At 46.7% G+C, this 24,631-nt stretch carries 17 protein-coding genes; 13 read left to right on the forward strand and 4 right to left on the reverse strand.

Features of this window, described 5'->3' with window-relative positions:
- Window positions 1-10 precede the first annotated feature (10 nt).
- A complete protein-coding gene (locus tag ICN20_RS02670; RefSeq protein ID WP_216237988.1) occupies window positions 11-916 on the forward strand; it encodes an NAD kinase in 906 nt (301 codons plus the stop codon).
- 26 nt (window positions 917-942) lie between these two features.
- Window positions 943-2,613: a DNA repair protein RecN gene (gene recN / locus ICN20_RS02675; RefSeq protein WP_216237989.1), complete on the forward strand. Its 1,671-nt coding sequence runs from the start codon at window positions 943-945 to the stop codon at window positions 2,611-2,613.
- Window positions 2,614-2,626: 13 nt separating this feature from the next.
- Here recN and glnE read toward each other — a convergent pair whose 3' ends face one another.
- Window positions 2,627-5,440 (reverse strand): bifunctional [glutamate--ammonia ligase]-adenylyl-L-tyrosine phosphorylase/[glutamate--ammonia-ligase] adenylyltransferase, encoded by a 2,814-nt coding sequence (gene glnE / locus ICN20_RS02680; RefSeq protein WP_216237990.1) that lies wholly within the window; start codon window positions 5,438-5,440, stop codon window positions 2,627-2,629.
- A 77-nt stretch (window positions 5,441-5,517) separates the two neighbouring features.
- On the opposite strand from glnE, the gene ICN20_RS02685 reads away from it, so the two are divergent.
- The 4 genes from ICN20_RS02685 to ICN20_RS02700 are packed head-to-tail and all read left to right on the forward strand — an operon-like array spanning window position 5,518 to window position 13,191.
- Entirely contained in the window at window positions 5,518-9,675 is a 4,158-nt protein-coding gene (locus tag ICN20_RS02685; protein WP_216237991.1) for a YhdP family protein, read from the forward strand.
- A 16-nt stretch (window positions 9,676-9,691) separates the two neighbouring features.
- Window positions 9,692-10,525: a carbon-nitrogen hydrolase family protein gene (locus ICN20_RS02690; RefSeq protein ID WP_216237992.1), complete on the forward strand. Its 834-nt coding sequence runs from the start codon at window positions 9,692-9,694 to the stop codon at window positions 10,523-10,525.
- 20 nt (window positions 10,526-10,545) lie between these two features.
- Entirely contained in the window at window positions 10,546-12,036 is a 1,491-nt protein-coding gene (gene tldD, locus ICN20_RS02695; RefSeq protein WP_255534620.1) for a metalloprotease TldD, read from the forward strand.
- 30 nt (window positions 12,037-12,066) lie between these two features.
- Window positions 12,067-13,191: a 3-deoxy-7-phosphoheptulonate synthase gene (locus ICN20_RS02700; protein ID WP_216237993.1), complete on the forward strand. Its 1,125-nt coding sequence runs from the start codon at window positions 12,067-12,069 to the stop codon at window positions 13,189-13,191.
- Window positions 13,192-13,242: 51 nt separating this feature from the next.
- On the opposite strand, the gene ICN20_RS02705 is transcribed toward ICN20_RS02700, so the two are convergent.
- Window positions 13,243-13,812 carry a cob(I)yrinic acid a,c-diamide adenosyltransferase gene (locus ICN20_RS02705; protein ID WP_216237994.1) on the reverse strand — a complete coding sequence of 190 codons (570 nt, stop codon included), beginning with the start codon at window positions 13,810-13,812 and terminating at the stop codon, window positions 13,243-13,245.
- A gap of 42 nt (window positions 13,813-13,854) precedes the next feature.
- On the opposite strand from ICN20_RS02705, the gene ICN20_RS02710 reads away from it, so the two are divergent.
- The 5 genes from ICN20_RS02710 to proC are packed head-to-tail and all read left to right on the forward strand — an operon-like array spanning window position 13,855 to window position 19,364.
- Complete coding sequence (locus ICN20_RS02710; RefSeq protein WP_216240170.1) at window positions 13,855-15,345, forward strand: FAD-linked oxidase C-terminal domain-containing protein; 1,491 nt, start codon at window positions 13,855-13,857, stop codon at window positions 15,343-15,345.
- Window positions 15,345-16,490, forward strand: coding sequence for a glycolate oxidase subunit GlcE (gene glcE / locus ICN20_RS02715; protein WP_216237995.1), 1,146 nt, complete (start codon window positions 15,345-15,347; stop codon window positions 16,488-16,490). The genes ICN20_RS02710 and glcE overlap by 1 nt, the downstream gene beginning before the upstream one ends.
- 8 nt (window positions 16,491-16,498) lie before the next feature.
- Window positions 16,499-17,776 (forward strand): glycolate oxidase subunit GlcF, encoded by a 1,278-nt coding sequence (gene glcF, locus ICN20_RS02720; RefSeq protein WP_216237996.1) that lies wholly within the window; start codon window positions 16,499-16,501, stop codon window positions 17,774-17,776.
- Window positions 17,773-18,498, forward strand: a complete 726-nt coding sequence (locus tag ICN20_RS02725; protein WP_216237997.1) for a YggS family pyridoxal phosphate-dependent enzyme — start codon at window positions 17,773-17,775, stop codon at window positions 18,496-18,498. Before glcF ends, ICN20_RS02725 begins: the two co-directional genes overlap by 4 nt.
- Entirely contained in the window at window positions 18,495-19,364 is an 870-nt protein-coding gene (gene proC, locus ICN20_RS02730) for a pyrroline-5-carboxylate reductase (RefSeq protein ID WP_216237998.1), read from the forward strand. The genes ICN20_RS02725 and proC overlap by 4 nt, the downstream gene beginning before the upstream one ends.
- Here the strand turns inward: proC and ubiA are convergent.
- Entirely contained in the window at window positions 19,361-20,224 is an 864-nt protein-coding gene (gene ubiA, locus ICN20_RS02735; protein ID WP_216237999.1) for a 4-hydroxybenzoate octaprenyltransferase, read from the reverse strand. The two genes, proC and ubiA, sit on opposite strands and share 4 nt — an antisense overlap.
- Before the next feature lie 10 nt (window positions 20,225-20,234).
- On the reverse strand, window positions 20,235-22,322 hold the full coding sequence (gene recG, locus ICN20_RS02740; RefSeq protein WP_216238000.1) for an ATP-dependent DNA helicase RecG: 2,088 nt from the start codon (window positions 22,320-22,322) through the stop codon (window positions 20,235-20,237).
- Window positions 22,323-22,352: 30 nt separating this feature from the next.
- Between recG and queA the strand changes: the two genes are divergently transcribed.
- Together queA and tgt are read left to right on the forward strand one after the other, a co-directional pair.
- Window positions 22,353-23,399 (forward strand): tRNA preQ1(34) S-adenosylmethionine ribosyltransferase-isomerase QueA, encoded by a 1,047-nt coding sequence (queA, locus tag ICN20_RS02745; RefSeq protein ID WP_216238001.1) that lies wholly within the window; start codon window positions 22,353-22,355, stop codon window positions 23,397-23,399.
- Window positions 23,396-24,553, forward strand: a complete 1,158-nt coding sequence (gene tgt / locus ICN20_RS02750; RefSeq protein WP_072582910.1) for a tRNA guanosine(34) transglycosylase Tgt — start codon at window positions 23,396-23,398, stop codon at window positions 24,551-24,553. The genes queA and tgt overlap by 4 nt, the downstream gene beginning before the upstream one ends.
- The last annotated feature ends 78 nt before the right edge of the window (window positions 24,554-24,631 follow it).

Here is a 24,631-nt window from a genome sequence, read left to right on the forward strand (position 1 = left end):
TAATCGTTATATGTTAAGCCCATCCCCAAATTCCAGCAAAAAGGCCTTTAGCCGAGTAGCGCTTGTCGGCAAATACCAGGCTGATGGTATTGAGGAGCACCTTAAAGACTTGGCTAAATTGCTCGCAGCCTTGGGTTGCGAGGCATTTATTGAGTTCGATACAGCCACCCATCTCGCCCTTTCAGGCTATCCAACCAAAACAGCGCGAGACTTTGCTGGGGCAATTGATCTTGTAGTTGTTCTGGGGGGTGACGGCACTATGCTTGGCATCGCCCGGCAGTTAGCCGGCAGCAATGTTCCGCTGGTCGGGATCAATATGGGCCGACTAGGTTACATGACGGATATTCCAATCCAATCCGTTCACACCACCTTACCAAAAATTATTGCGGGTGAATATGAGGCTGATACACGTACTTTGTTAGATGCGGTTGTTCTGCGTCATGGCAAAGAAATTAATCGCGCGCTTGCCTTAAATGATGTTGTTGTAAATCGTTCAGGCATTTCAGGGATGGTTGAATTAGCGGTGCATGTCAATGGTTCATTTATGTACAACCAACGCTCTGATGGCTTAATTGTATCTACCCCTACCGGCTCGACTGCTTATGCCCTTTCCGCTGGTGGCCCAATTTTGCATCCACACGTTGCGGGTATTTTATTGGCGCCAATTGCACCGCATTCACTCTCTAACCGTCCAATTGTCCTGCCACAAGATAGCGTCACAGTAATTGAAGTAGTAGATGGTCGTGAGGTGATTGTTAATTTTGATATGCAATCTCAAACCCAATTGCAAAGCGGCGATAAGATTGAAGTACGCCAGTCCAATAAAACCATTGATCTACTTCATCCAAGCAATCACAGTGACTACAAAACTTTGCGCGAGAAGCTGCATTGGAATGAGTATCCATCGACATTCTGATGTCAAGTTTTTTGCTACGCTAATACATGCTTCAAACCATCTCACTTCGTGACTTTGTCATTGTTGACCAACTAGAGTTAGATTTCTCTAGCGGGTTTACCGTACTTACCGGAGAAACTGGCGCTGGTAAATCTATCCTGCTTGATGCTCTTGGCTTGGTACTAGGTGAACGCGCAGATAGCAGTCAAATCCGCGAAGGCAGCAACCGTGCAGAAATTTCCGCACTTTTTCGCATTGAACCTGAGTTAGTAACCTCTTTTGGTCAATGGCTTGATGTTCAAGGGTTTCCATTGGAAGATGATGGCCAAAGTCTATTGCTTAAAAGAACCGTTGAAAGCAATGGACGAAGTCGTGCCTTTATCAATGGCAGTGTTGCAACCTTGGCGCAATTACGTGAAGCAGGTGATCAGCTGGTAGATATTCATGGGCAGCACGCACATCAACTTTTATTAAAGGGTGGCGCTCAACGTGAACTTTTGGATCGTCATGCTGGATTACTGCCACTGGCAAGCGAAGTTGCGCTGACGTTTAAAACTCTCGCTGATTCTCGCCGTCGCTTAGAGCAGGCAGAAAATGCCGGTCAAGATGTTGAACGTGAGCGTGAGCGTCTTGAATGGCAGCTAGAAGAGCTCACCGAACTTTCTCCACAAGTAGGGGAATGGTCCAGCGTACAAAGTGAGCATGCACGACTAGCCAACGGTGCAAAGCTCATTGGCGGCTGCCAAGAAGCGATTGAAATATTGAGTGACGCTGACAACTCTCTTGAATCTTCACTATCGAAGGTATGCGCCAATGTGGGCGCGCTAGCCGAGCATGACCCAGCGCTAGCGGATATTAATCAAGCCTTAGAGTCGGCCAGCATTCAGCTTGATGAAGCTATTCATGGGCTTAATCGTTACCTGCAAAAAATTGATTTGGATCCTGCCAGACTTGTCCAAGTTGAAGAGCGTATGCAAGCATTACATGGCACAGCCAAAAAATATCGTACCGAAGTGGATGAACTACCAGCATTACTTCAAACCACGACAGAGCGACTCGAAGCTTTAACAGCTTCGCAAAATATAGAAGTGTTACGAGAGCAAGTAAAGCAGGAAGAGGCGGCGTATTTAAAGCTTGCTAAACAGCTTTCACAAAAACGCCAAAAAGCAGCATCTGATCTTGGCAAATTAATAAGTGATGCCATGCAAGATTTATCTATGGCCGGCGGACGCCTAGAGATTGCCTTGGTACCTCTTAATGAAGGCGGTTCCCACGGTCTCGAACAAATTGAATTCCTAGTTGCAGGCCATGCTGGCAGCACGCCACGCTCACTTGCAAAAGTGGCCTCTGGTGGTGAGTTAGCCCGTATTAGCTTAGCCATTAGCGTGATCACCAGCAAAGCCTCATTTACACCAACTCTGATATTTGATGAAGTCGATGCTGGTATTGGTGGTGCAGTGGCTGAAACAGTGGGCAAACTCTTGCATCAATTAGGTCAATCTCACCAAATTCTGTGCGTAACCCATTTACCCCAGGTTGCCGCCCAAGGCAACCATCATCTCAAGGTCAGCAAGTCACAGTCTGGCGAGAAGACGGTGTCGCAAGTCCAGATCCTAGCCAGAAATGAACGTGTTGAAGAAGTGGCGCGCATGCTTGGTGGCGCTACTATTACAGACACCACCCGCCGTCACGCCCGCGAGCTGCTGGAGCAAAACTAGCGCCTGCTACCTTCTAGGCGATATTAGAGGGCGCCTTAAATATCTCCAACCATAGTGCTTGCACTTCATCTCTTGCAGCAATCAATTCCACTTCATTTACTAGGCTAATACGGGTCTTTTCTGCGCCGTCTAATCGCAAACGATGTTGACGTGCCCTCAAGAGGCGGTAAGCATCCCCCACAGATTGCGCAGCTTCATGAGTAATTAAACCCACATCACCAGCGATGCGTAACAGGGCAATATTACCTAGATTACCAATCAATTGAGGGTGCTGATGGGCATATGCTAGAACTAAAAACTGCACCATAAACTCAATATCAACCATGCCACCAGCGTCGTGCTTTAAGTCAAAATCAACGTTTGCATTAGGATGGCCCGCATGCACCTTGCGACGCATTTCTAATATCTCAAGTCGCAGTTGATTAATATCTCGCGACTGACTTAATACCTCTGAGCGAACAGAATTGAAGAATAGTCCCACACTTGAACTGCCGGCAGAGAAGCGTGCCCGAGTCAGTGCTTGGTGCTCCCACACCCAGGCAGCGTTATCACCTTCACGTAGTTGATATTTTTTAAAGGCCTCAGCGTTAGTTACTAAGAATCCGGCAGAGCCATTTGGCCGAAGGCGGGTATCAATTTCAAATAAGCTCCCGGTTGAGGTGAACGCTGTGAGCCAATTAATCATCCGCTTCGCTAAAAGCGCATAAATTTCTTGCGCTGCATAGTCAGATTCATCTGCCTGATATAAAAATATAATGTCCAAGTCAGAGGCATAGCCCAACTCCTTACCCCCTAATTTGCCATAAGAAATCACCGCAAATGGTGGATCAGCCTCAAGAGCCAGGTCAAACTTTTTGGCCACACTAGGCCATACACGCTCAAAGGTGGTCTGCAAAATTAAATCTGCCAGGGCGGATAAATGATCGCTCACACGCTCTACTGGTAAAGCTTGCTGAACACCGATACCCAAATCCGTTAACAACGTAATAAAAGTTTCGTTGTGATGGGTGACCCTCAAAATATCCATCGCCTGCTCAGAGCCATCTCCTTCGGCCATTACATCATCAAGCTGCATATTGAGATTAGATCGCACCTCCGCCCAATACTGCTCTGGATCTTCGATTAATGCTCTCTCTGATTGAGCATTCAATAGGTGATCCAATAAATGGGGATGTCGCGTTAAGTACTGAGCGCCCCATTGGGAGGCCTTAAGCAAATCAAGAACATTAGCTAGAGCCCTGGGATACTCCGCCAAAATAGAAAGATAAGCACTGCGTCTTGCAATTGCTTCTAGCAAGTCAAAGAAACGCAATAGTGTTTTGTCGGCATACCCTGGAGTAGCATTTGCAATTTGCAAAGCCTCTGCCGCCTTGCACATTAAATTATCAAAAATTAAGCGGCTTTTTTGCGGCAATAGTTTTTGTTTGGGACTGTCTATCCATGCCTGCCAACGAATGCAGGAATCCGGGAAATAAGTTTGGTCGGGCGCCCAGTCTTGAGCTAAGGGCGCAATCTCGAGACGCGCACCATCATCTAGTAAAAATGCTTTTTCAAATAGTTGTGCGACATTATTCTGATGATGCTCTAATTCAGCCATAAAAGCTTCGGTAGGGATATTTTGCCCCTGCATCGCAGTTGCTAAACGTGAGCGTGCCTCATTATCCCCTGGTAAATAGTGCGTTTGCTGGTCATCCCATACCTGAATGCGGTGCTCTAAGCGTCGCAAGTACCCATAAGCCGCCTGAAGGGACTCCACCTCGTGAGCAGGCAAGATACCGCACTGCTTAATCAACTCTAATACCTCTAAACTTGGGCGCACTCTAAAGCGAGGGTCTGTACCACCTCGCATCAGTTGAAACATTTGAGCCAGAAACTCAATCTCGCGGATGCCACCGCGCCCCAATTTAATATCTCTTGAGCGCCCCTGATGACCTGAGGATCGCTTCTCTGCCTCTGCCTGAATCTGTGCATGTAAATCACGAATAGAAGCAATCACACCATAGTCCAAATGACGTCGATACACAAAAGGACGAATGAGTTGATCAAGCTCTTTTTGACAGTGCATGAAATCCGGTGAATCTGGAAGGGGTGCAATTAATCTCCCTTTAATCCAGGCATAGCGCTCCCACTCTCTACCCTGCACTAATAGGTACTCTTCCAGCATATCTAGACTGCATACCAAGGGCCCCGAATCACCATTGGGACGAAGACGCATATCTACTCTGAATACAAATCCATTGGCGTCATGTTCAGCTAGTAACTTAATTAAACGCTTGCCCATTCGAGTAAACCACTCGTGGTTAGACAAACTCTTAGGGCCGCCAGTAGTGTCGCCCTCATGCTCGTACAGAAAGATCAAGTCGATATCTGATGAAAGGTTTAACTCAAGACCGCCTAATTTACCCATCCCAACAACCATGAGGGGCATCTCAGATTGTGTTGAATTACTCCAAGGCAGGCCAAAACGACTTTTGAGATCCTCGCGGACAAAGGCAATCGAAGCAGAAACCGCTAATTCAGCAAAGTGGCTTAGCGCATGAGTAACCTCTTGGAGGTCAGCCATTCCGTTGAGGTCCCGGAATGCCACCCACAGCATTAAACGCTGTCTTGCTAGACGAAGATTAGACATCCATAAGGTCTCATCCAGCTCATCGACCTGGCTATTGATGCCGCAGTCTTGCAGCAAATCTCTAATCCCCTCAATATCGACTTTTTTCTGCCCTAGAATGCGAAGCCAATCCAGCCATTCAGGGCGAGCACTTAACCAGCGTCGCGCATAAGTCGAGTGTTGCTCTAAAAAATCAATTTGTCGGGAAAAATCATCCATTCCCCCATCTTAATCCGACCCCAAGACCCAAGCCAGAAGCTTGGCGATCCAGCTAAGCCTGAAGGATAATAGAGGCCATGCTGCAAAAGTTCATCCCGCCTCGCCTCAAGAGCGTGCTTGCTAAACGTCCTCAAGGTTCGAGTGGGGCCTGGCGCAAGCGTGCTTTGATTTTGGCTGGTGTTGTAGCGACCCTTTTTGTCCTTGGGCATGTAGGAGTGCGCTTTGTCCTTTGGCCACAAATTGAAAAATCAAAAGCATCGGTTGAAAAACTCATTAGCGCCCGAATTGGTGCCGATGTTTCGATGGATTCTCTTCAGGTTTCATGGACAGGAATCAGACCCAATTTTGAAATTGAGGGTTTGCGTTTCAACAACCCAGATAAATCACAGCCGCTCTTATTTGTTCAAAAAATTAACGGTCAACTGAGTTGGGCATCTTTTTATCACCTCGCGCCTTTTTTTCATGAACTGAATATTGAAAATGCTGAGATATATACCCAACGCAATAAGAAAGGCGTCATTACTATTGCCGGTATTTCAGTTGATGGAAATTCAAATGACTATTCCGCAGAGAATTGGCTCTTTGCGCAAAATGAAATTCGTATCAGCAACGTCAAAATACTTTGGGATGATCGGCTCCAGAAGAAAGCAGTCACGACAATAGATATTCAAAGTCTATCTCTGAGCAATGGCATTCGTAGCCACCAGGGCTCAGTGAGTGCCGCCACACCATGGACCAAAGGTCCTCTGACGCTAGACATTGATTTAGTACATCATATCGGCGGCCAAGCTGGTAATTGGCGAGACTGGATTGGAACCATTTCCTGGAACTTAAATGAGCTACAGCTAAGTCAAATAGCTAGCGACTTTTCTCTCCCGCTTAATGCGCTGGAGGGAATACTCAATTCCAATGGAAAACTAAAAATTGATAACGGCAAACCTGATGGTGGGGAAATTTATCTGGCCGCTGATAACTTCACTATTCAGCTATCTAAAGATGAAGATGCCATTGCGCTTGGAAGATTAGAGACCAGCCTGATTCAAGAAAACGATGGTGGTTTGATAGCTGTTACCACGAAAAATTTTGCTTGGCGCGATAGCGATAGCCCCAAATCCTCGCCGCTAGAGAACCTGAGTCCCATGACTTTCCGCTGGAGACCTCCTGCTGGAGACGGGGAAATTAAAGAGTTCGGGTTTTCCTCGCCAAAGATATTGGTTGAAGATATTGCATTGTTTGCCCTCAACCTGCCTCTATCCAAAAAAGTTCATCAATGGATTAAGGCCTCAAAAGCAGACGGAGAATTACAAGATCTAGATATCAATTGGTCAGAAAGTAAATCCCCTTTATCCGCCCTCAATATTCCTGGCGGCTGGTTTAAGTCCAACAAGCTAGACTTTACCGTGAGTGGCAAGCTGATTGACTTAAGTTTTGTTGGCATTAACAAATCAATGCCTTCTGTAAAAAAGCTCTCGGGGTTTTTAACTGCAGATCAGAATAAGGGAAGTTTCTCGGTTAAATCCAATAATCTGGAGCTTGAAGTAAATGACTTATTGGTGGACCCAAAAATAACTTTAGATCAAGCCAATGGTCAAATATCCTGGTCAAAGCAAAAAGGAAATTGGGTTATTACTGCTAAGCAGTTGGCACTAAGCAATCCCGATATTTCAACAACACTCAATCTAAATTACATCGTTGGCGAGGCTAAAAAGCCAGACTATATGACATTAGATATGGACTTTGCACAAGCCAACCTCAAAACTGCCTATCGTTATTTACCAGTTGGAATGGGTGGGGATGTTAAGACTTACGTAAGTAAAGCCTTCGATGCAGGCGTTATTCAAAAGGGTAGTCTTCATATTCAAGGCGATCCCAATGCGGTGCCTTTCCCTGTTGTGGGCGCAGGAGAATTCACACTGAATCTGCCGATCACTGGCGCAACTTTCAGCCCAGCTCCCACAGCATCACCTGCGCTAGGTGTTTGGTCCGCACTGAATAAGGTCAATGGCGTTCTGAAGATGCAGAATGCCAAATTTACGGTAGATATTGATCAAGCAAGCTACAAGCAGGTTGTCCTCAGCAAATTCCATGCGGAAATTCCAAGCGTTAGTGCAAAGCAATTACTGCTAACAGTTGACGGTGAAGTGCAAGGTGATGCCCCGCAATTATTGGAGTATTTATTTTTATCGCCCGTAGGTAAAAAACAAGTTGATCTTGAGAAAAATCTAAAGGTAACGGGACCTACCAACCTTAGTCTGGGCCTGAAGATTCCACTGTCGGGCAATGGAGACACCAACTCCGACATTCAATTAAGTTTTCCTGGCAATAGAATTCAATGGGCCGACTTACCACCCTTTGAGAATCTCAAAGGAAAGATGCGAATTACCGAAGTCAATCCAGAATTTGAAAACATTACCGCCAATTTCTTAGGTGGTGACATCAACATTTCCAGCATCGGATCAAACCAAGGCAACCAGAGCTACAACATCTCAGGAGATATTTCAGCGAACTTTATCAAGAACTACTTTGCAAAAGATACTGATGTGCAAGCATTTCCGATATTGCAGGCAATGGGCGGTGTCGCTAAATATGACGGCACTATTAGCTTTAACAAAGGAAATAGCGACACTAATCTCAAGATTGATATGCGCAACTGGAGTAGCTCCGCTCCCGTACCCGTTAAAAAACAGAATGGCACCCCAATGTCAGGCCAGCTGAATCTTAAGACTTTTGCAAAAACTAAAACTAGTTCAAGCCGCCTCTCTTGGGATGGAAAGATTGGTGATGCCTACTTTATTCAAGGTGAAATAGCCAGCGACGATACCCTTCGTCATGCAGTTGGAATTGGAACGCCTGCCATAACTCCTCAACAGGGCTTTCAACTGAATCTGCTAAGCAATGAGCTCAACTTAGATATTTGGCAAGAGTTTTTGAGCCAGCAAAATATCAACAAATCCGCGCACAATTCTGCCTCGCATAACGCAAAAAATATTCAAGTTTCAGCACAGGTAAAGCAATTGACCTTGTTTGACCGCGTTTGGCAGGACTTAAACCTGGCGGCAGCTAACAAAAATTCGGCCTGGCAACTGCGCTTAAGAGGCTCTCCTCAAATTGCCGGCAACATCCAGTATCAACCTGGCAATCAATCTCAGGCTGACCTTATCAGCGGACGTCTTGTGCGCCTCAAAGTACCTGAGGTGGTCATTGCCCCACCGCCTCCGCCGACAAAGCAGGCTCAGAAAACGCCAGCCATTAAAAATTCGCTTGAGCCTGGTTCTATACCTAATCTTGATTTAACCATTGATGACTTTGACTGGGATAAAGCGCAGCTTGGACAGCTAAAGATTAAAACCACTACCAGTGGCAATGCTCTCAATATCGACTCTATTCAATTTAGCAGCCCACAAGGTAGCTCAAAGATTACGGGCCGTTGGGTTGGCAGCACGCCTAATTCCTCGACCCATACAAACTTAAATGTTGATCTAGATATTAAAGATGCTGGTCAGATTATTGGGCATTGGACTAATCAGAAATCAGTAGAGGGCGGGCAAGGTAAATTAATTGTCAATGCCGATTGGGACGGATCTCCGTTTAATCCTAAATATGACACTCTTGCGGGCAAGGTAAATCTCAATCTGGAAAAAGGTCGTCTGTTAGAGGTTAATACTAATGGCGCAAAATTGCTCGATGTTCTGAGCTTACAAAGTTTATTTAGATTTGCCACGTTTGACCTAAAAGGAAGCCTAGGCGATATTGTCGCCAAAGGCACTCCGTTTAATACTATTGATGCTTCATTTGAAATGAATGCAGGGGTTGCTCAGACTAAGCAATTCACGATGGGCCTAGATCAAGCAAGGGTAGCTATGTCTGGTCAAATTAACATTCCTAAGCAAACACAAGATTTGCGGGTCACTATTTTTCCAACGATTGATGCTACAGCAGGCTCTTTGGCTGCGTTTGTCATCAATCCAATCGTAGGGCTTGGCGCATTAGTAGGGCAATATTTAATTACCAGCCAAATTAATCGCAATTTTCAGTCAGACTACTTAATTCAAGGGTCCTGGGATAACCCAGAGGTAATCCCGCTTGATCAAAAGGGTCAGCCAATTGATAGCAAAACAATTGATACGATTCGCAGTAAAGATTTACTAAAAGAACAGGCTAAACCGAGCATTAATAGTACGAACCCACAAAGCAATCCAAATAATTCGACCAGCCCCATTAAAAATCCTAATTAAATTTAACGAATACAGCATGAGCACATTAGCCAGTAGTGCAAAAATGAAGATTGCCTCGATTCAGATGGTCTCAACCCCTGATTTGCAGGAGAACTTATCCACTGCTAGTAGGCTCATCGCTGCTGCTGCCGCAGATGGTGCGCAATTAGCCGTTCTGCCAGAATATTTTTGCTTAATGGGCCTTAAAGATACAGATAAGGTGCGTGCTCGAGAGAGTGTTGGCAGCGGCCCCATACAAGAGTGCCTCTCACGGATTGCCCAAGACAATAATCTTTATTTGGTAGCTGGCACGATTCCATTGGAGGCGAAAGACCCCAACAAGGTGCTCAATACAACTCTTGTATTCGATCCTACGGGCGCTCAAATTACACGTTACGACAAAATCCATTTGTTTGGCTTTCAAACGGCGACTGAGCGGTATCAAGAATCAGAAACCATTGAAGCCGGTAATGAGCCAGGTCTTTTAAAGATTTCAATCAACGGGATCGATTGGACGTTTGGGTTAAGCATTTGTTACGACTTACGCTTCCCTGAGCTTTATCGCGCCCTAGGGCAAGTCGACTGCCACATCATCCCAGCTGCATTTACCTATACAACCGGCAAGGATCATTGGGAAATCTTATTGCGTGCCAGAGCTATTGAAAACCAATGCTATGTGTTGGCATCAGCACAAGGTGGAAAACATCAGAATCAGCGACGTACTTGGGGTAATAGCATGTTCATTGATCCCTGGGGTGATGTCCTGACCAATCTCCCTGAGGGTGAGGGCTTTATTTCCGGGGTCTTGTGCAAAGATAAATTAAACGAGGTACGCTCTAAGTTACCTGCACTTGCACATCGCAAGCTTTAAAGAAAGATCTGCCCAATCACATGAATGCACCAGAAGCACTATTTCCCGCCAATTGGACTAAAGCCAAAAAGCAAGCAGACCTCATTAAATTAGCCAAATCTATTTTGCTTGAGCCGACAGGGCTATCAGAGCAGGACCTACATCACACCTTTGGCAATCTATTCACCCATCGCCTTGATGATGCGGACCTTTACTTTCAACACACACGCAGTGAAAGCTGGAGTCTTGAAGAAGGCATTGTTAAATCAGGCAGCTTTAATATTGATCAAGGTGTTGGCGTGCGCGCCATCTATGGCGATAAGACTGCTTTTGCTTATTCAGATGAAATTAATCTAGAAGCATTAAATAAAGCCGCTAAAGCTACTCGAGTGATTGGTCCTGAGGGTGGCAAGCAAGCCGTTGCAACCAAGCTATTTAATAACGTATCGAATAAGCTCTACTCAGACATCAATCCTTTGGATTCACTACAGCCCAAAGAAAAAATTGCGTTGCTAGAAAGTATTGAGCGTCGTGCTAAAGCACGTGACCCCCGCATCATTCAAGTCATGGCAAGTTTGGCTGGAGAGTTTGATGTCGTTTTAGTTGTGCGCGCAGATGGTCTATTAGCTGCCGATGTTCGCCCTTTAGTGCGCGTTTCAGTACACGTTATTGCAGAGCAGAATGGTCGTCGTGAGTCAGGCTCTTCTGGAGGTGGTGCACGTCATGACTATCTTTACTTCAACACCGATCTCATTAATCGCTATGTAGATGAGGCTGTTGATGGCGCCTTAATTAATCTTGAATCTCGCCCAGCGCCTGCTGGTCCAATGACAGTAGTGATGGGGCCAGGCTGGCCTGGTGTTCTATTGCACGAGGCAGTAGGTCATGGCCTCGAGGGCGACTTTAATCGCAAGGGATCATCTGCTTTTGCTGGTCGCATTGGGGAACGTGTGGCAGCTAAGGGTGTCACTGTTGTTGATGACGGCACACTAGCTGGACGTAGAGGCTCATTAAATATTGATGATGAAGGCACGCCCACACAATGCACTACCTTAATTGAGGATGGCATCTTAAAAGGTTATATCCAAGACAGCCTGAATGCCCGCCTCATGAATATGCCACTCACTGGCAATGGTCGTCGTGAAAGTTTCGCCTCTCTCCCAATGCCACGCATGACCAATACCTATATGTTGGCAGGTAAAGATGATCCCCAAGAAATTGTCGCCAGCATTAAGCGTGGCTTATATGCCGTCAATTTTGGCGGCGGGCAAGTGGATATCACTAGCGGAAAATTCGTTTTTTCCGCTTCAGAGGCATATTGGGTTGAGAACGGCAAAATCCAATATCCCGTAAAGGGCGCCACTATTATTGGCAGCGGTCCAGAGTCCCTAAAACAGGTGTCTATGATTGGAAATGACCTGAAATTAGATGGCGGCGTGGGGGTTTGCGGCAAAGAAGGGCAAAGCGTTCCAGTCGGGGTTGGGCAACCTACCCTCAGGATTGATAGCCTGACCGTAGGTGGGACTGCCTGATATCGGCTAATTACGGCTTAAAATAGCCGAATGAGCCAACAAAATACGAATCCCGCTAATTGGTACTCCGCTGTCGACAAGACTTCGGATACTGACGATCAACGCATTGACAATATTTCTGTTCTGCCTCCGCCAGAGCATTTGATTCGTTTCTTTCCAATATCTGGAACACCAACAGAAACATTGATCAGCAATACTCGCAAAAAGATCCGCGACATTATTCATGGCAAAGATGATCGCTTATTAGTCATCATCGGACCATGCTCTATTCATGACCCAAAAGCAGCGCTGGAATATTGCCAACGACTCTTAGCAGAGCGTGAGCGCTTTTCTGGTGAATTAGAAATTGTGATGCGTGTGTATTTTGAAAAGCCGCGCACTACGGTTGGCTGGAAAGGTTTGATTAACGACCCATACTTAGATGAGAGCTATCGCATTGAAGAAGGTCTACGCCTAGCTCGCCAAGTATTAATGGAAATCAATCGCCTTGGCATGCCAGCCGGTAGTGAATTCTTAGATGTGATTTCACCGCAATATATTGCTGACCTAATTTCTTGGGGCGCAATTGGTGCACGCACTACTGAGAGCCAAGTTCATCGCGAACTAGCATCTGGCCTCTCTGCTCCTATTGGATTTAAGAACGGCACTGATGGCAATATCAAAATTGCAACTGATGCCATTCAAGCAGCAGGTCGTCCACACCACTTCTTATCCGTTCATAAGAATGGTCAGGTATCCGTTGTAGAAACTAAGGGCAATAAAGATTGCCACGTGATTTTACGCGGCGGCAAAGAGCCAAACTACGAAGAAAAGTATGTTCAGGCTGCCTGCTCCGAGCTAGAAGCAGCAAAGCTCCCAGCCAGTTTGATGGTTGATTTATCGCATGCTAATTCAAGCAAGAAGCATGAGCGTCAAATCGTGGTTGCGGATGACGTAGCTAAGCAGATGGAATCTGGATCTCATCAGATTTTTGGTGTGATGATTGAAAGTCATTTAAATGATGGTGCCCAGAAATTCACCCCAGGAAAAGATGATCCAAGCAAATTGGAGTATGGTCGCAGCATCACTGACGCCTGCATTAACTGGGATGATTCTGTGAAAGTATTAGAGCGTCTTGCGACTGCCGTTAAGAATCGTAGAAGTAAGAAAAAGTAATGCGGATTTCTAAAATCTGAGCTTTAAGCAATGCAGATAAAAGAGACTAATTTATTTAGTCTCTTTTTTTTCGTGCTTCCAAAGCACATCAGAGCCACCAGCAGCGCGATTCAGAATACGTGCAAGCACAAAGAGCAGATCAGACAAGCGATTGACGTATTGCCGCGGAGAATCGTATAGAGGCTCTTCCCAGCCTAAACGAACAATTGAACGCTCTGCTCTACGACATACAGTTCGACAAACGTGCGCTTGTGCAGCAGCGCGAGTACCGCCCGGCAAAATGAATTCAGTCAAAGGTGGCAATTCTTTGTTGTACTTTTCAAGCCAAATATCCAATTGCGCGACATGGTCGGGATTCAGGAGTTTGTAATTAGGTATACAAAGCTCGCCACCCAAATCGAATAAATCGTGCTGAACTTGTAGAAAAAGCTCATGTAATTCCGGGGCAATAGCCGCAGGAATGTCTTCAGTCATCAAAACACCGATTTCTGAGTTCAACTCGTCAATATCGCCCATGGCGCAGATTCGCAGGTGATCCTTCTCTACGCGACTCCCATCGCCTAAGCCTGTCATCCCTGCATCACCCGTTCTAGTGGCGATTTTTGATAGTCGATTTCCCATAAGCTTAATTATAGGTAAATGGCTAAAATGATTCTTATGAATATGGTGACCCCGCCCCCTGATTTAGCCGCTATTAGCGCCCTACAGTCCAAATTGGTAAAGGCATTGCGCCCCATCCTGCCGGAACACGCCCTGCTATGGGAGCCGGAAGACACCATTCCCTATGAATGTGATGGTTTAGCGGCCTATAGGCGTATGCCTTTGGCGGTAGCTTTGCCTGAAACAGAAGAGCAAGTTGCTCAAATTTTGAGGATTTGCTATGCCATGCAGATTCCTGTGGTGCCGCGTGGGTCAGGCACGGGTCTTTCTGGTGGTGCGATGCCCCTTTCTCAAGGGTTGGTCCTGTCGTTGGCTAAGCTCAAGAAAATTATCAGCATTGATCCGTTTACCCGCACTGCAGTCGTTCAACCTGGCGTGCGTAATCTTGCTATCTCTGAAGCTGTTGCCCACCTTGGTTTGTATTACGCGCCCGACCCCTCTTCACAAATTGCCTGCTCCATTGGCGGCAACGTCAACGAAAACTCAGGTGGCGTGCATTGCCTTAAATATGGTTTGACATTACATAATGTTCTGCGTGTTCGCGGATTACTCATGAACGGTGAGATCGTTGAATTTGGTGGCTTAGCACCAGATGCGCCTGGACTCGACTTACTGGCGATCATGATGGGTAGTGAAGGTATGCTCGCCGTGGTTACCGAGGTAACCGTGAAATTAGTCGCCAAGCCAAAATTGGCTCGTGTGATCATGGCTAGCTTTGATGATATTGAAAAAGGTGGCAACGCCGTTGCTGCCATCATTGCTGCCGGCATTATTCCCGCTGGTTTAGAAATGATGGATAAAGCAACCACTCGTGCTGTAGAAGAATTTGTACATGCCGGCTATGACTTGGATGCGGAAGCCATTTTGCTTTGTGAATCTGACGGTACACCGGAAGAGGTTGCCGAAGAAATTGAACGCATGACTAAGGTGCTTGAGGATTCTGGTGCAAGCGGCATTCAAATCTCCAAGGATGAAAGTGAACGCTTAAAGTTTTGGAGCGGACGTAAGAACGCTTTTCCAGCAGCAGGTCGTTTAGCTGCCGATTACTACTGCATGGATGGAACCATACCCCGCCGGCACATTGCCACACTACTGAAGCGTATTCAGGGAATGGAAAAAAAATATGGCCTTGGTTGTTTAAACGTCTTTCATGCAGGCGATGGCAATATGCATCCATTAATTTTATTTAATGGCGCCGATCAAGATGAATGGCACCGTGCAGAAGAATTCGGAACCGAAATTTTAGAAGCCTGCGTAGAACTCGGCGGCACCATCACTGGTGAACATGGTGTTGGTATCGAAAAAATTAATTCCATGTGTGTACAGTTTGGTGAAGGTGAGCGCGAATCTTTCTGGGGCGTGAAGAGCGCTTTTGATCCAGAAAAATTACTCAACCCAGATAAAGCCATCCCAACTTTGAGTCGCTGCGCAGAATATGGTCGTATGCGCATCAGCGGCGGCCAATTGCCTCATCCAGAATTGGAGCGCTTCTAATGAGCCTCTCCCATCCAAAAATCGATGCATTCCGCGAGCAAATTCTGAATGCAGCGAAGAATAAAACTCCGCTCTCAATTGAAGGTGGTGGCACTAAATCCTGGTATGGAAATCCGAATAGCTATACCAAGCTAGATACTCGCTCCTACTCAGGCATATTGGAGTACCAACCAGAAGAGCTAGTCATCACTGCTTGCGCTGGCACCCCCCTAAAAGAAATTGAAGCGGCCCTCAAAGAAAAAAATCAGGCTCTCGCTTTTGAACCGCCTCATTTTGGCGAGAATGCAACCTTTGGTGGTGCCATTGCTGCGGGGCTAGCTGGTCCAGGACGAATTACTGTTGGTAATTTCCGCGACTTTGTATTGGGCGCTCGTATCCTTGATGGTAAAGGTCAAGATCTTTCCTTTGGCGGAAAGGTCATGAAGAACGTCGCTGGATATGATGTCTCCCGTTTATTGCCCGGTTCTTTAGGAACACTGGCACTTTTACTAGAAGCCTCAGTTAAGGTATTACCAAAGCCTGCCGCAACTGCAACCTTACGTTGCCAGATCTCCCAAGCGAATGCTCTTAGAGTATTAAACGAGTGGGCCGGTCAGCCACTCCCTTTATCAGCAAGCTGCTGGATCGGCTCATCTAAAGGTGGTGATGGAGAATTAACTTTCCGCCTTGCAGGTGCCGCAGCAGCAGTGAAAGCCGCCATTCCGCTCATGAGTTCTTTGGTAAATGCCACAGAGCTTAATAGTGAAATTGCAGAAAATTTCTGGAATGAATTGCGTGAGCAAAAACTTTCTACATTTATCAATCTAGGCGCTAATCAAACGCTTTATCGCTTAGCGCTGCCCGCAGCGTGTGGGCCAATCAACATTGATGGCGCTGACGAAGAAATTATTTTGGAGTGGCATGGGCAACAGCGCTGGGTTAAAGCACCTAGTGATGAAGCTCATTTCAAGATGATCAAAGCGTTAGCTAGCGCTCATGGAGGACATGCAACTCGTTTCAGACAAGGTGCAGATGTAGATCCTACCTATCAGCGCTTTACTTTGCTATCAGAGCAAGCGCATTCCAAAGCCCTTGAGGCAGTGCAAGAGCGCCTGAGATCAGCCTTTGATCCCGCAGGTGTATTCGCCACTAAACGTCTTCCATAAGTCTCTATATGCAAACTCAACTCGCCCCCCAATTTGCCAACACACCGGAAGGTATCGAAGCTGCTCGCATTCTAGGCAAATGTGTTCACTGCGGCTTTTGTACCGCTACCTGCCCCACCTATCAACTTCTTGGTGATGAATTAGATGGTCCCCGTGGACGAATCTATCTCATCAAACAAATGGCTGAAGGTCAAGCGCCTACTGAAAAAACTCGCTTACATTTAGACCGCTGCCTAACCTGTCGCAATTGTGAGAGCACCTGTCCTAGTGGCGTGCAATACGGCAACTTAGTTGATATTGGTCGTAAGTGGGCCGAAGAAAATACGCCTGAGCGACCAATCGCCCAACGCCTTACTCGTTGGGCCCTCAAAGAAGGCTTAACAAAACCCGCTTTATTTAATTCGGCGATGGCTTTAGGCCGCCTGGTTCGACCATTAATGCCTAGTGGTATTCAACGCAAGATTCCATTAACTGTTAATAAAGCGCTAGCTAATTCCACCGATGCCTATGCGAGACCCACAGCATCACATCAGCGCAAAATGGTTTTGCTTGAGGGTTGCGTTCAACCCGGCATGCTTCCGAACATCAATTCAGCAACAGCGCGTGTACTCAATGCACTAAAGATCCAACTCATTAGCGCACCCAATGCCACTTGCTGTGGCGCGCTTCGCTATCACCTCAATGATCAAGCTGGTGGATTAGATAATGCCAAGCAAAATATTGATGCATGGTGGCCATTAATTGACAGTGGTGTAGAAGCCATTGTGATGACAGCCTCAGGTTGTGGCGTGATGGTCAAAGACTATGGCCATCTCTTTGCAAATGATCCAGCCTACGCAGCCAAAGCGAAAAAGATTTCTGAGCTAACAAAAGATATTTCTGAAATACTGCCTTCCTTACAAGATGAGTTGGTGCAACTGGTAGGTAGTGATACAAAGCCTGGCGTGGTGTATCACCCGCCGTGCACTCTTCAACATGGTCAGCAAATTCGCGGCAAGGTTGAGGGGCTGCTTTCTGGTATTGGCATTGGTGTGCGTTTATGTGCTGATAGCCATCTTTGCTGCGGATCCGCTGGTACCTATTCAGTTACTCAACCAGAACTATCTGAGCAACTCCGCAAAAATAAGCTAACTCACCTCAATGCCGCATGCGAAGAATCTGGAGCAGAAGTGATTGTTTCTGGAAATATTGGTTGTATTGCCCATCTGCAACAAGATGACACACCAGTAGTCCATTGGATCGAAATGGTAGATCAGTTGCTTAGCAAATCCTCTAAGGCCTCATGAATTCGATTGTTGCAAATCTGATGCAAGTCAGGGCAAGAATTGAGCTTGCCGCTCTGGCAGCAAAGCGAGAGCCCGAAGAAATTGAACTCCTTGCGGTAAGTAAAACGTTTCCGGCTTCGGCAGTTGAGGAGGCGATGCATGCTGGTCAATCTGCCTTTGGTGAAAACTATGTACAAGAGGCCGTTGAAAAAATTGAGAAGCTTGCCAAATTACGCCCTTGGTTAACCTGGCATTTCATTGGCCCCTTACAGAGCAATAAAACCAGAGAGGTAGCACAGCATTTTGATTGGGTTCATAGTGTGGACCGCCTCAAAATTGCAGAACGCTTATCCACCCAAAGAGGTGAGTTTCCAGATTTACCGCCATTGATGGTTTGCGCGCAGGTCAATGTAAGCGATGAAGACAGTAAAAGCGGCGTTTCTTTGTCAGAAGTCGAAGGGCTGTGCAACGCCATTACCGCTTTGCCAAACTTAGTTCTTAGAGGTCTCATGGCTATTCCAGAACCCAGTTCTGATCCAGCCCAGCAGCGCAAGGCTTTTGCAGCCGTACGAGATTGCTTTTTGAAGATCCAAACCGCCCATGCCGTTGAACTGGGATACCAATTCTTTGACACTCTATCGATGGGCATGTCAGATGATTTAGAGGCTGCTATTGCTGAAGGTAGCTCGATAGTTCGCGTAGGTACGGCCATTTTTGGGAAGCGCGATAAGATTAGCAAATGAGCACAAACAAAACCCCACAAAATAATAGTAACGCCCACATTACCTTTATCGGTGGCGGCAATATGGGGCGCGCCCTTATTAGCGGCCTCCTTGCAAGTGGATTTGAGTCCAATCAAATTTCTGTTGTAGAAGCCAATGCCGCGACCGCACTCAAGTTACACGAAGATTTTGGTGTGCAAGGAATTGGCGCATTAGAGCAAGTCGCTTTTGATTTCTCAAAAAATAATGTGCTTGTTATGGCAATCAAGCCCCAAGATTTCAATGTAGTTGCCAAGGGATTGGCTGCAAAACTTAAGCATGCCAGTGCACCCGGCCCCCTGATTCTCAGCATTGCAGCTGGCATTCGCTTAAAAGATATGAGTCGCTGGCTTGATCACACGCGTTGTGTTCGTGCTATGCCCAATACTCCCGCCTTAATTGGTAAAGGTATTACCGGCCTCTTTGCGGATGCTGCTGTAGATCAATCTGACCGCTCACTAGCAGAAACGATTTGTAATGCTGTAGGGCAAGCAGTTTGGGTAAAAGAAGAGAAGTTGATGGATGCAGTGACGGCTGTTTCTGGCAGCGGCCCCGCCTATGTATTTGCGTTTCTTGAGGCAATGCAGTCTGCTGGCGAGAAGCTAGGTCTTGATACAGAAACAGCTCGCAAGTTGGCTTACGCCACTCTTGAGGGTGCTACACAGTTAGCCCATAACTCCGATGAACATGCGGGTGTATTGCGTGAGAGAGTCACCTCTAAGGGCGGTACTACTGCAGCAGCTTTGGATGTCATGAAGCAGCAGGGCTGGAATGAGATTCTAGAAAAAGCGATTGATGCGGCAAGTCAACGTGGCAAAGCCATGGGTGATGAGCTAGGTCAGGGCTAATTAAGGCTTAGCCCCAACACAATCCCTAGAAATAAAAATCCGCCTAGCCAGTTGTTATGGCGGAATGCCTTAAAGCAATCATCTCCATTGCGAGTTGATACCAGTTTTAAGTGATAGACGGCACAAGCGAGCGCAGCAAACCAACCCAATAAGAAGTAATTGCTTAAGCTAGCCAGCTGCGCCACCCACAATTGACTAATAAATAGCACTCCATAGCTCATGGCAATTGCCATGACATCGTACTTACCAAAAGTAATAGCAGATGTTCTCAAGCCTAAGCGCAAGTCATCATCACGATCGACCATGGCATAGGCAGTGTCATAGGCAATTGCCCAAAAGATATTTCCAACAAATAGGATCCAGGCCTCTAGGGGAATGAAATCCAAAATCGCCGCATATGCCATGGGAATACCAAAGCCAAAGGCAATTCCTAGGATGGCTTGGGGCATAGCAAAGAAGCGCTTAGTGAAGGGATAGATAAAGGCAACCAGTAAAGCAAGTACTGATAGTTGCTTTGTAAATATATTCAAGGGCTGAATCAGCAGAAAAGCAATAAAAGCTAATGAGCCAGCCACTGCTATAGCCTCTTTGCCAGAAATCTTTCCACTTGTTACAGGGCGGCCTTGAGTCCGCTTGACATGGCGATCAAAGTCACGATCAGCGTAGTCGTTGATTGCACAACCTGCGCTGCGCATTAAAAAAGTGCCAATGATAAAGATCAGCAAAATAGATAAATTAGGCACCCCACTACTTGCCAACCAAAGTGCCCAAAGCGTAGGCCATAAGAGCAACAGAGTCCCGATAGGCTTGTCCAGCCTAATAAGATAGGCATAAGAAATGAACCGCTCTCTAAAATTCATGGGGTAATTATCAAGCCTTTAGAAATTCTGCACGAGATCCAAGCCAACGCTCTAAATGACGCTCTACTAAATCCGCATGTTCAGCAAGTAAACGTTCGGCTGCCTGCTGAGCCAGCTCAATTAACCAAGTATCGCGTTGCAAATCGACAAAACGCAGCATGGCATCGCCCGATTGTTTTGCGCCAAGCAATTCACCAGGGCCGCGAAGAGACAAATCCCTCTCAGCAATCACAAATCCATCTGATGTTTCACGCAAGGTTTGCAAACGCTCCTTAGCGGCCATCGAAAGAGGTTCGGCATACATCAAAATGCAAACCGAATCTACAGAGCCTCTGCCTACGCGCCCCCGCAATTGATGAATCTGAGCATAACCAAAACGCTCAGCGTGCTCAATGACCATAAGCGCTGCATTAGGTACATCGACACCAACTTCAATCACTGTAGTGGCTACCAAAAGCTGAATTTCATTTGCTTTAAAGGCAGCCATGACAGCTGCTTTTTCTTCGGCCTTTAGTCTGCCGTGTACCAAGCCAACCTTAAAGTCAGGCAAAGCCTGTGTAAGTTGTTCAAAGCTCTCAACGGCTGTTTGCAATTGCAGCACCTCAGACTCTTCAATAAGAGGACAAACCCAATAGGCTTGCAATCCTTTTGATAGCCAACTTTGTAGACCGCCGATTACTTCATCGCGGCGACTAGCTTTAATGACTTTAGTGGCAATCGGTTTTCGACCTGGGGGTAACTCGTCAATAACCGAAACATCTAAGTCCGCGTAATAGGTCATTGCTAAAGTACGAGGAATAGGAGTGGCAGACATCATCAACTGATGACAGTAAAATAATTCCGAGCCAACACGTTGCTGAATTTCTAATCGCTGTCTAACGCCGAATCGATGTTGCTCGTCAATCACTGCTAAACCCAACTTGGCAAAGCTTACGCTCTCCTGAATGAGGGCATGCGTACCAATAATCAGTTGCGCTTTGCCATTCTCAATCACCTCTTGCGCCAATCTTTTGTCTTTAGCTTTCAGACTTCCTGATAACCAAGCGATTTTTACCCCCAAAGGCTCAAACCATTCCTTCATTTTGAGATAGTGCTGCTCGGCCAATATCTCCGTGGGGGCCATGATGGCGGCTTGATACCCATGATCCATTACCCGCGCTGCAGCCAGGGCAGCCACTACAGTCTTGCCACTACCCACGTCTCCCTGCAGGAGGCGATTCATGGGGAAGGATTGAGTGAGATCTTTACTGATTTCAGACCAAACACGTTCTTGTGCATTTGTTAATTTAAAGGGCAAAACCTTCAGCAAACCCTCTTCAAAACTTTCCTTTTTACTGATGTATTTACTCGCATCCTGTATTTTTTCAAAGCTTGGCGCATGTCGCTCTCGACGAATCGCATGCGCTCTCTTTAACGAGATTTGCTGTGCAAGGAGCTCCTCAAATTGCACTCGACGCCACGCAGGGTGAGTGCGCTCCAGTAATGACTGAGTATTAGCATCTGCAGGTGGTTGATGTAAGTAGGTAATCGCTGCTTGCAAGTTTGGCCAGTCATTACTTGGCAATAACTCTGCCATCAGTTTTTTAGGCAGGAACTCGGCCAAACTGTCTTGCAGACTTGGATCGCACAAAGCTTGCTTTACGGCTTTACGAATAATCGTTTGTGATACACCGACACTTGCCGGATATACAGGGGTCAAACTGGCAGGCAATGGGGCATCTGGGGCTACGGCTCGCACTGTGGGGTGAACCATTTCTGAGCCTTGGAAACCCTCGCGTACCTCACCGCGTACCCGAATATGAGCCCCCACCGCCATCTGCTTTTGCTGACTTGGATAGAAATTGAGAAAACGCAGATTTAAGGTTTCAGTCTCATCCTCAATGGTGACGAGCATCTGTCTTCTAGGTCTGAACAAGACCTGGTTGCGGATCACCACTCCCTGGGTCTGGGCTGAGTTAAATCTCCCCTGGACAATAGCTTCTTCGATGGTGAGTAGCTCAGTCTCATCCTCATAACGGGATGGCAAGTGCAAAGCAAGGGCCATAGGGCTGTCTAAACCCATCTTTTGGAGTGTGCTTGGCGCTTGTTTAGTAGTCATCGTTAAAATCTAATACCTGATGGTAATGCTATGCAACTTTCCGACTTCAATTACGAACTTCCTGCCGAACTAATCGCCCAACATCCCTTGGCGAATAGAACCGATAGCCGCCTCTTGGAGGTCAAGGCTGATGGGCCAAATCACGCCCAACTGGTAGACCGACAGTTTAAGGACATTCTGAGTATTGTTCAGCCTGGTGACTTATTAGTCTTTAACGACACCAAGGTTATTCCAGCGCGACTCCACGGCAAAAAAGAGACTGGCGGGAATGTAGAGCTACTTATTGAGCGCATTAGTGGCGAAAAGCAGGCCTGGGTACAAATCAGAGCATCTAAAGTGCCAAAAACTGGGACCATTGTTTATATCCACAATCAGGCTGGTGAAACCTTCCCTGTCGAGATGATTGGATATGACGGACGTTTTTACGAGGTTCGGTTTCCTGACAATGTCTTTTCATTGCTGGAGAGGTTTGGCGAGCTACCTCTTCCCCCATACATTGAACATCAACCCGATGGTGAAGATGCTCAGCGATATCAAACAGTAGTTGCCAAAAATCCAGGGGCAGTCGCCGCTCCAACAGCAGGCTTACATTTTGATGAAGTCATTTTGCAAAAGCTAAAAGAGTTGGGCGTGAATCAAGCAGCCGTCACCCTGCATGTCGGTGCTGGAACATTTACTCCGGTGCGTGAAGAAGATCTTACAAAACATAAGATGCACTACGAGTGGTTCTCTATCCCCAGTGATACTTTACGAGCAATAGAAGCTACCAAGAAAAATGGCGGCAGAGTGATTGCAGTCGGTACTACGAGCCTTCGGGCCCTTGAGAGCCAGGCGGCCAGCGGGGATAACAGCGGCGAGACCAATCTCTTTATTACACCAGGCTATCAATTTAAAACGGTAGATTGCTTGTTAACAAACTTTCATCTGCCAAAATCTACTTTATTAATGTTGGTAAGCGCATTTGCAGGAATGGATAACATTCGCGCTGCTTATCAACATGCCATTCATCAGAAGTATCGTTTCTTCAGCTATGGAGATGCGATGTTTCTTTGCCGACTCGAGAAAACAAAGTTATGACCAAACCTGTTCACTTCAATATCCTGGCACGCGACTCACAAAGTCCGGCCCGCCTTGGGCAGCTTGATCTCCCGCACGGCAGTGTGCAAACACCGATCTTCATGCCAGTGGGCACCTATGGCACCGTCAAAGCCATGACGCCACGCGACCTCAATGAAGCCAAGGCGCAAATTATTTTAGGTAACACCTTCCATCTCTGGTTAAGACCCGGATTGGATGTGATTAAAAAACATGGTGGCTTGCATCGCTTTATGGGCTGGGACAAACCCATCCTCACCGACTCAGGCGGCTTTCAGGTATTTAGCTTAGGAGCACTTCGTAAGATATCTGAAGAAGGCGTGACCTTTGCCTCACCGATTAATGGCGATAAATTATTTATGTCGCCAGAAGTATCGATGGAAATTCAGGCAGTGCTCAATAGCGATATCGCTATGCAATTTGATGAATGCACTCCATACGAAATCAAAGGTCAACCCACTTCTGAAAAAACAGCTCGCGCCTCATTGGAGATGTCCTTGCGGTGGGGTGATCGCTCACTCAAACGGTTTCGTGAACTGAATACTGGTAACGGACTCTTTGGCATCGTTCAAGGTGGTATGTTTGAGAATCTCCGTGAATTTTCTTTGGATGCCGTAAGCCAACAAGGTTTTGATGGTATTGCTATTGGCGGCCTCTCCGTTGGCGAACCTAAACCAGAGTTTGAGCGCATCCTGAATTTCACCGCCCCAAAATTACCAGAACACATGCCCCATTACCTGATGGGTGTGGGTACCCCAGAAGACCTCATTTTGGGCGTTAGCCTTGGCATCGATATGTTTGACTGTGTAATGCCCACCCGCAACGCCCGCAATGGCTGGCTCTTTACCCGCTTTGGCGACCTGAAGCTACGTAATTCTGGGTACAAAGACGATGATCGCCCTGTTGACCCTACCTGCGCCTGCTATACCTGCCAAAATTTCACCAGATCCTATCTAAATCACCTCCAAAAGGCCAATGAGATCCTCGGGTCCCAACTCAACACTATCCACAACCTGTCCTATTACCTCCAACTCATGACAGAGGTGCGGGAAGCGCTCAGCAAAGACCGTTTTAGCGCTTATCGCGAGGAATTTCATAGTAATCGCCAACGTGGCGTTGAGCCCGGACAGGACTAATAACCCCACGGGGGACAAAACCCCGTGCAAATCACCCCCGAAGCCCCACACAGTTTAGAATTGCGGGTTACGACCTGA

This window comes from Polynucleobacter sp. JS-Polo-80-F4 (assembly GCF_018881965.1).
Taxonomy (GTDB): domain Bacteria; phylum Pseudomonadota; class Gammaproteobacteria; order Burkholderiales; family Burkholderiaceae; genus Polynucleobacter.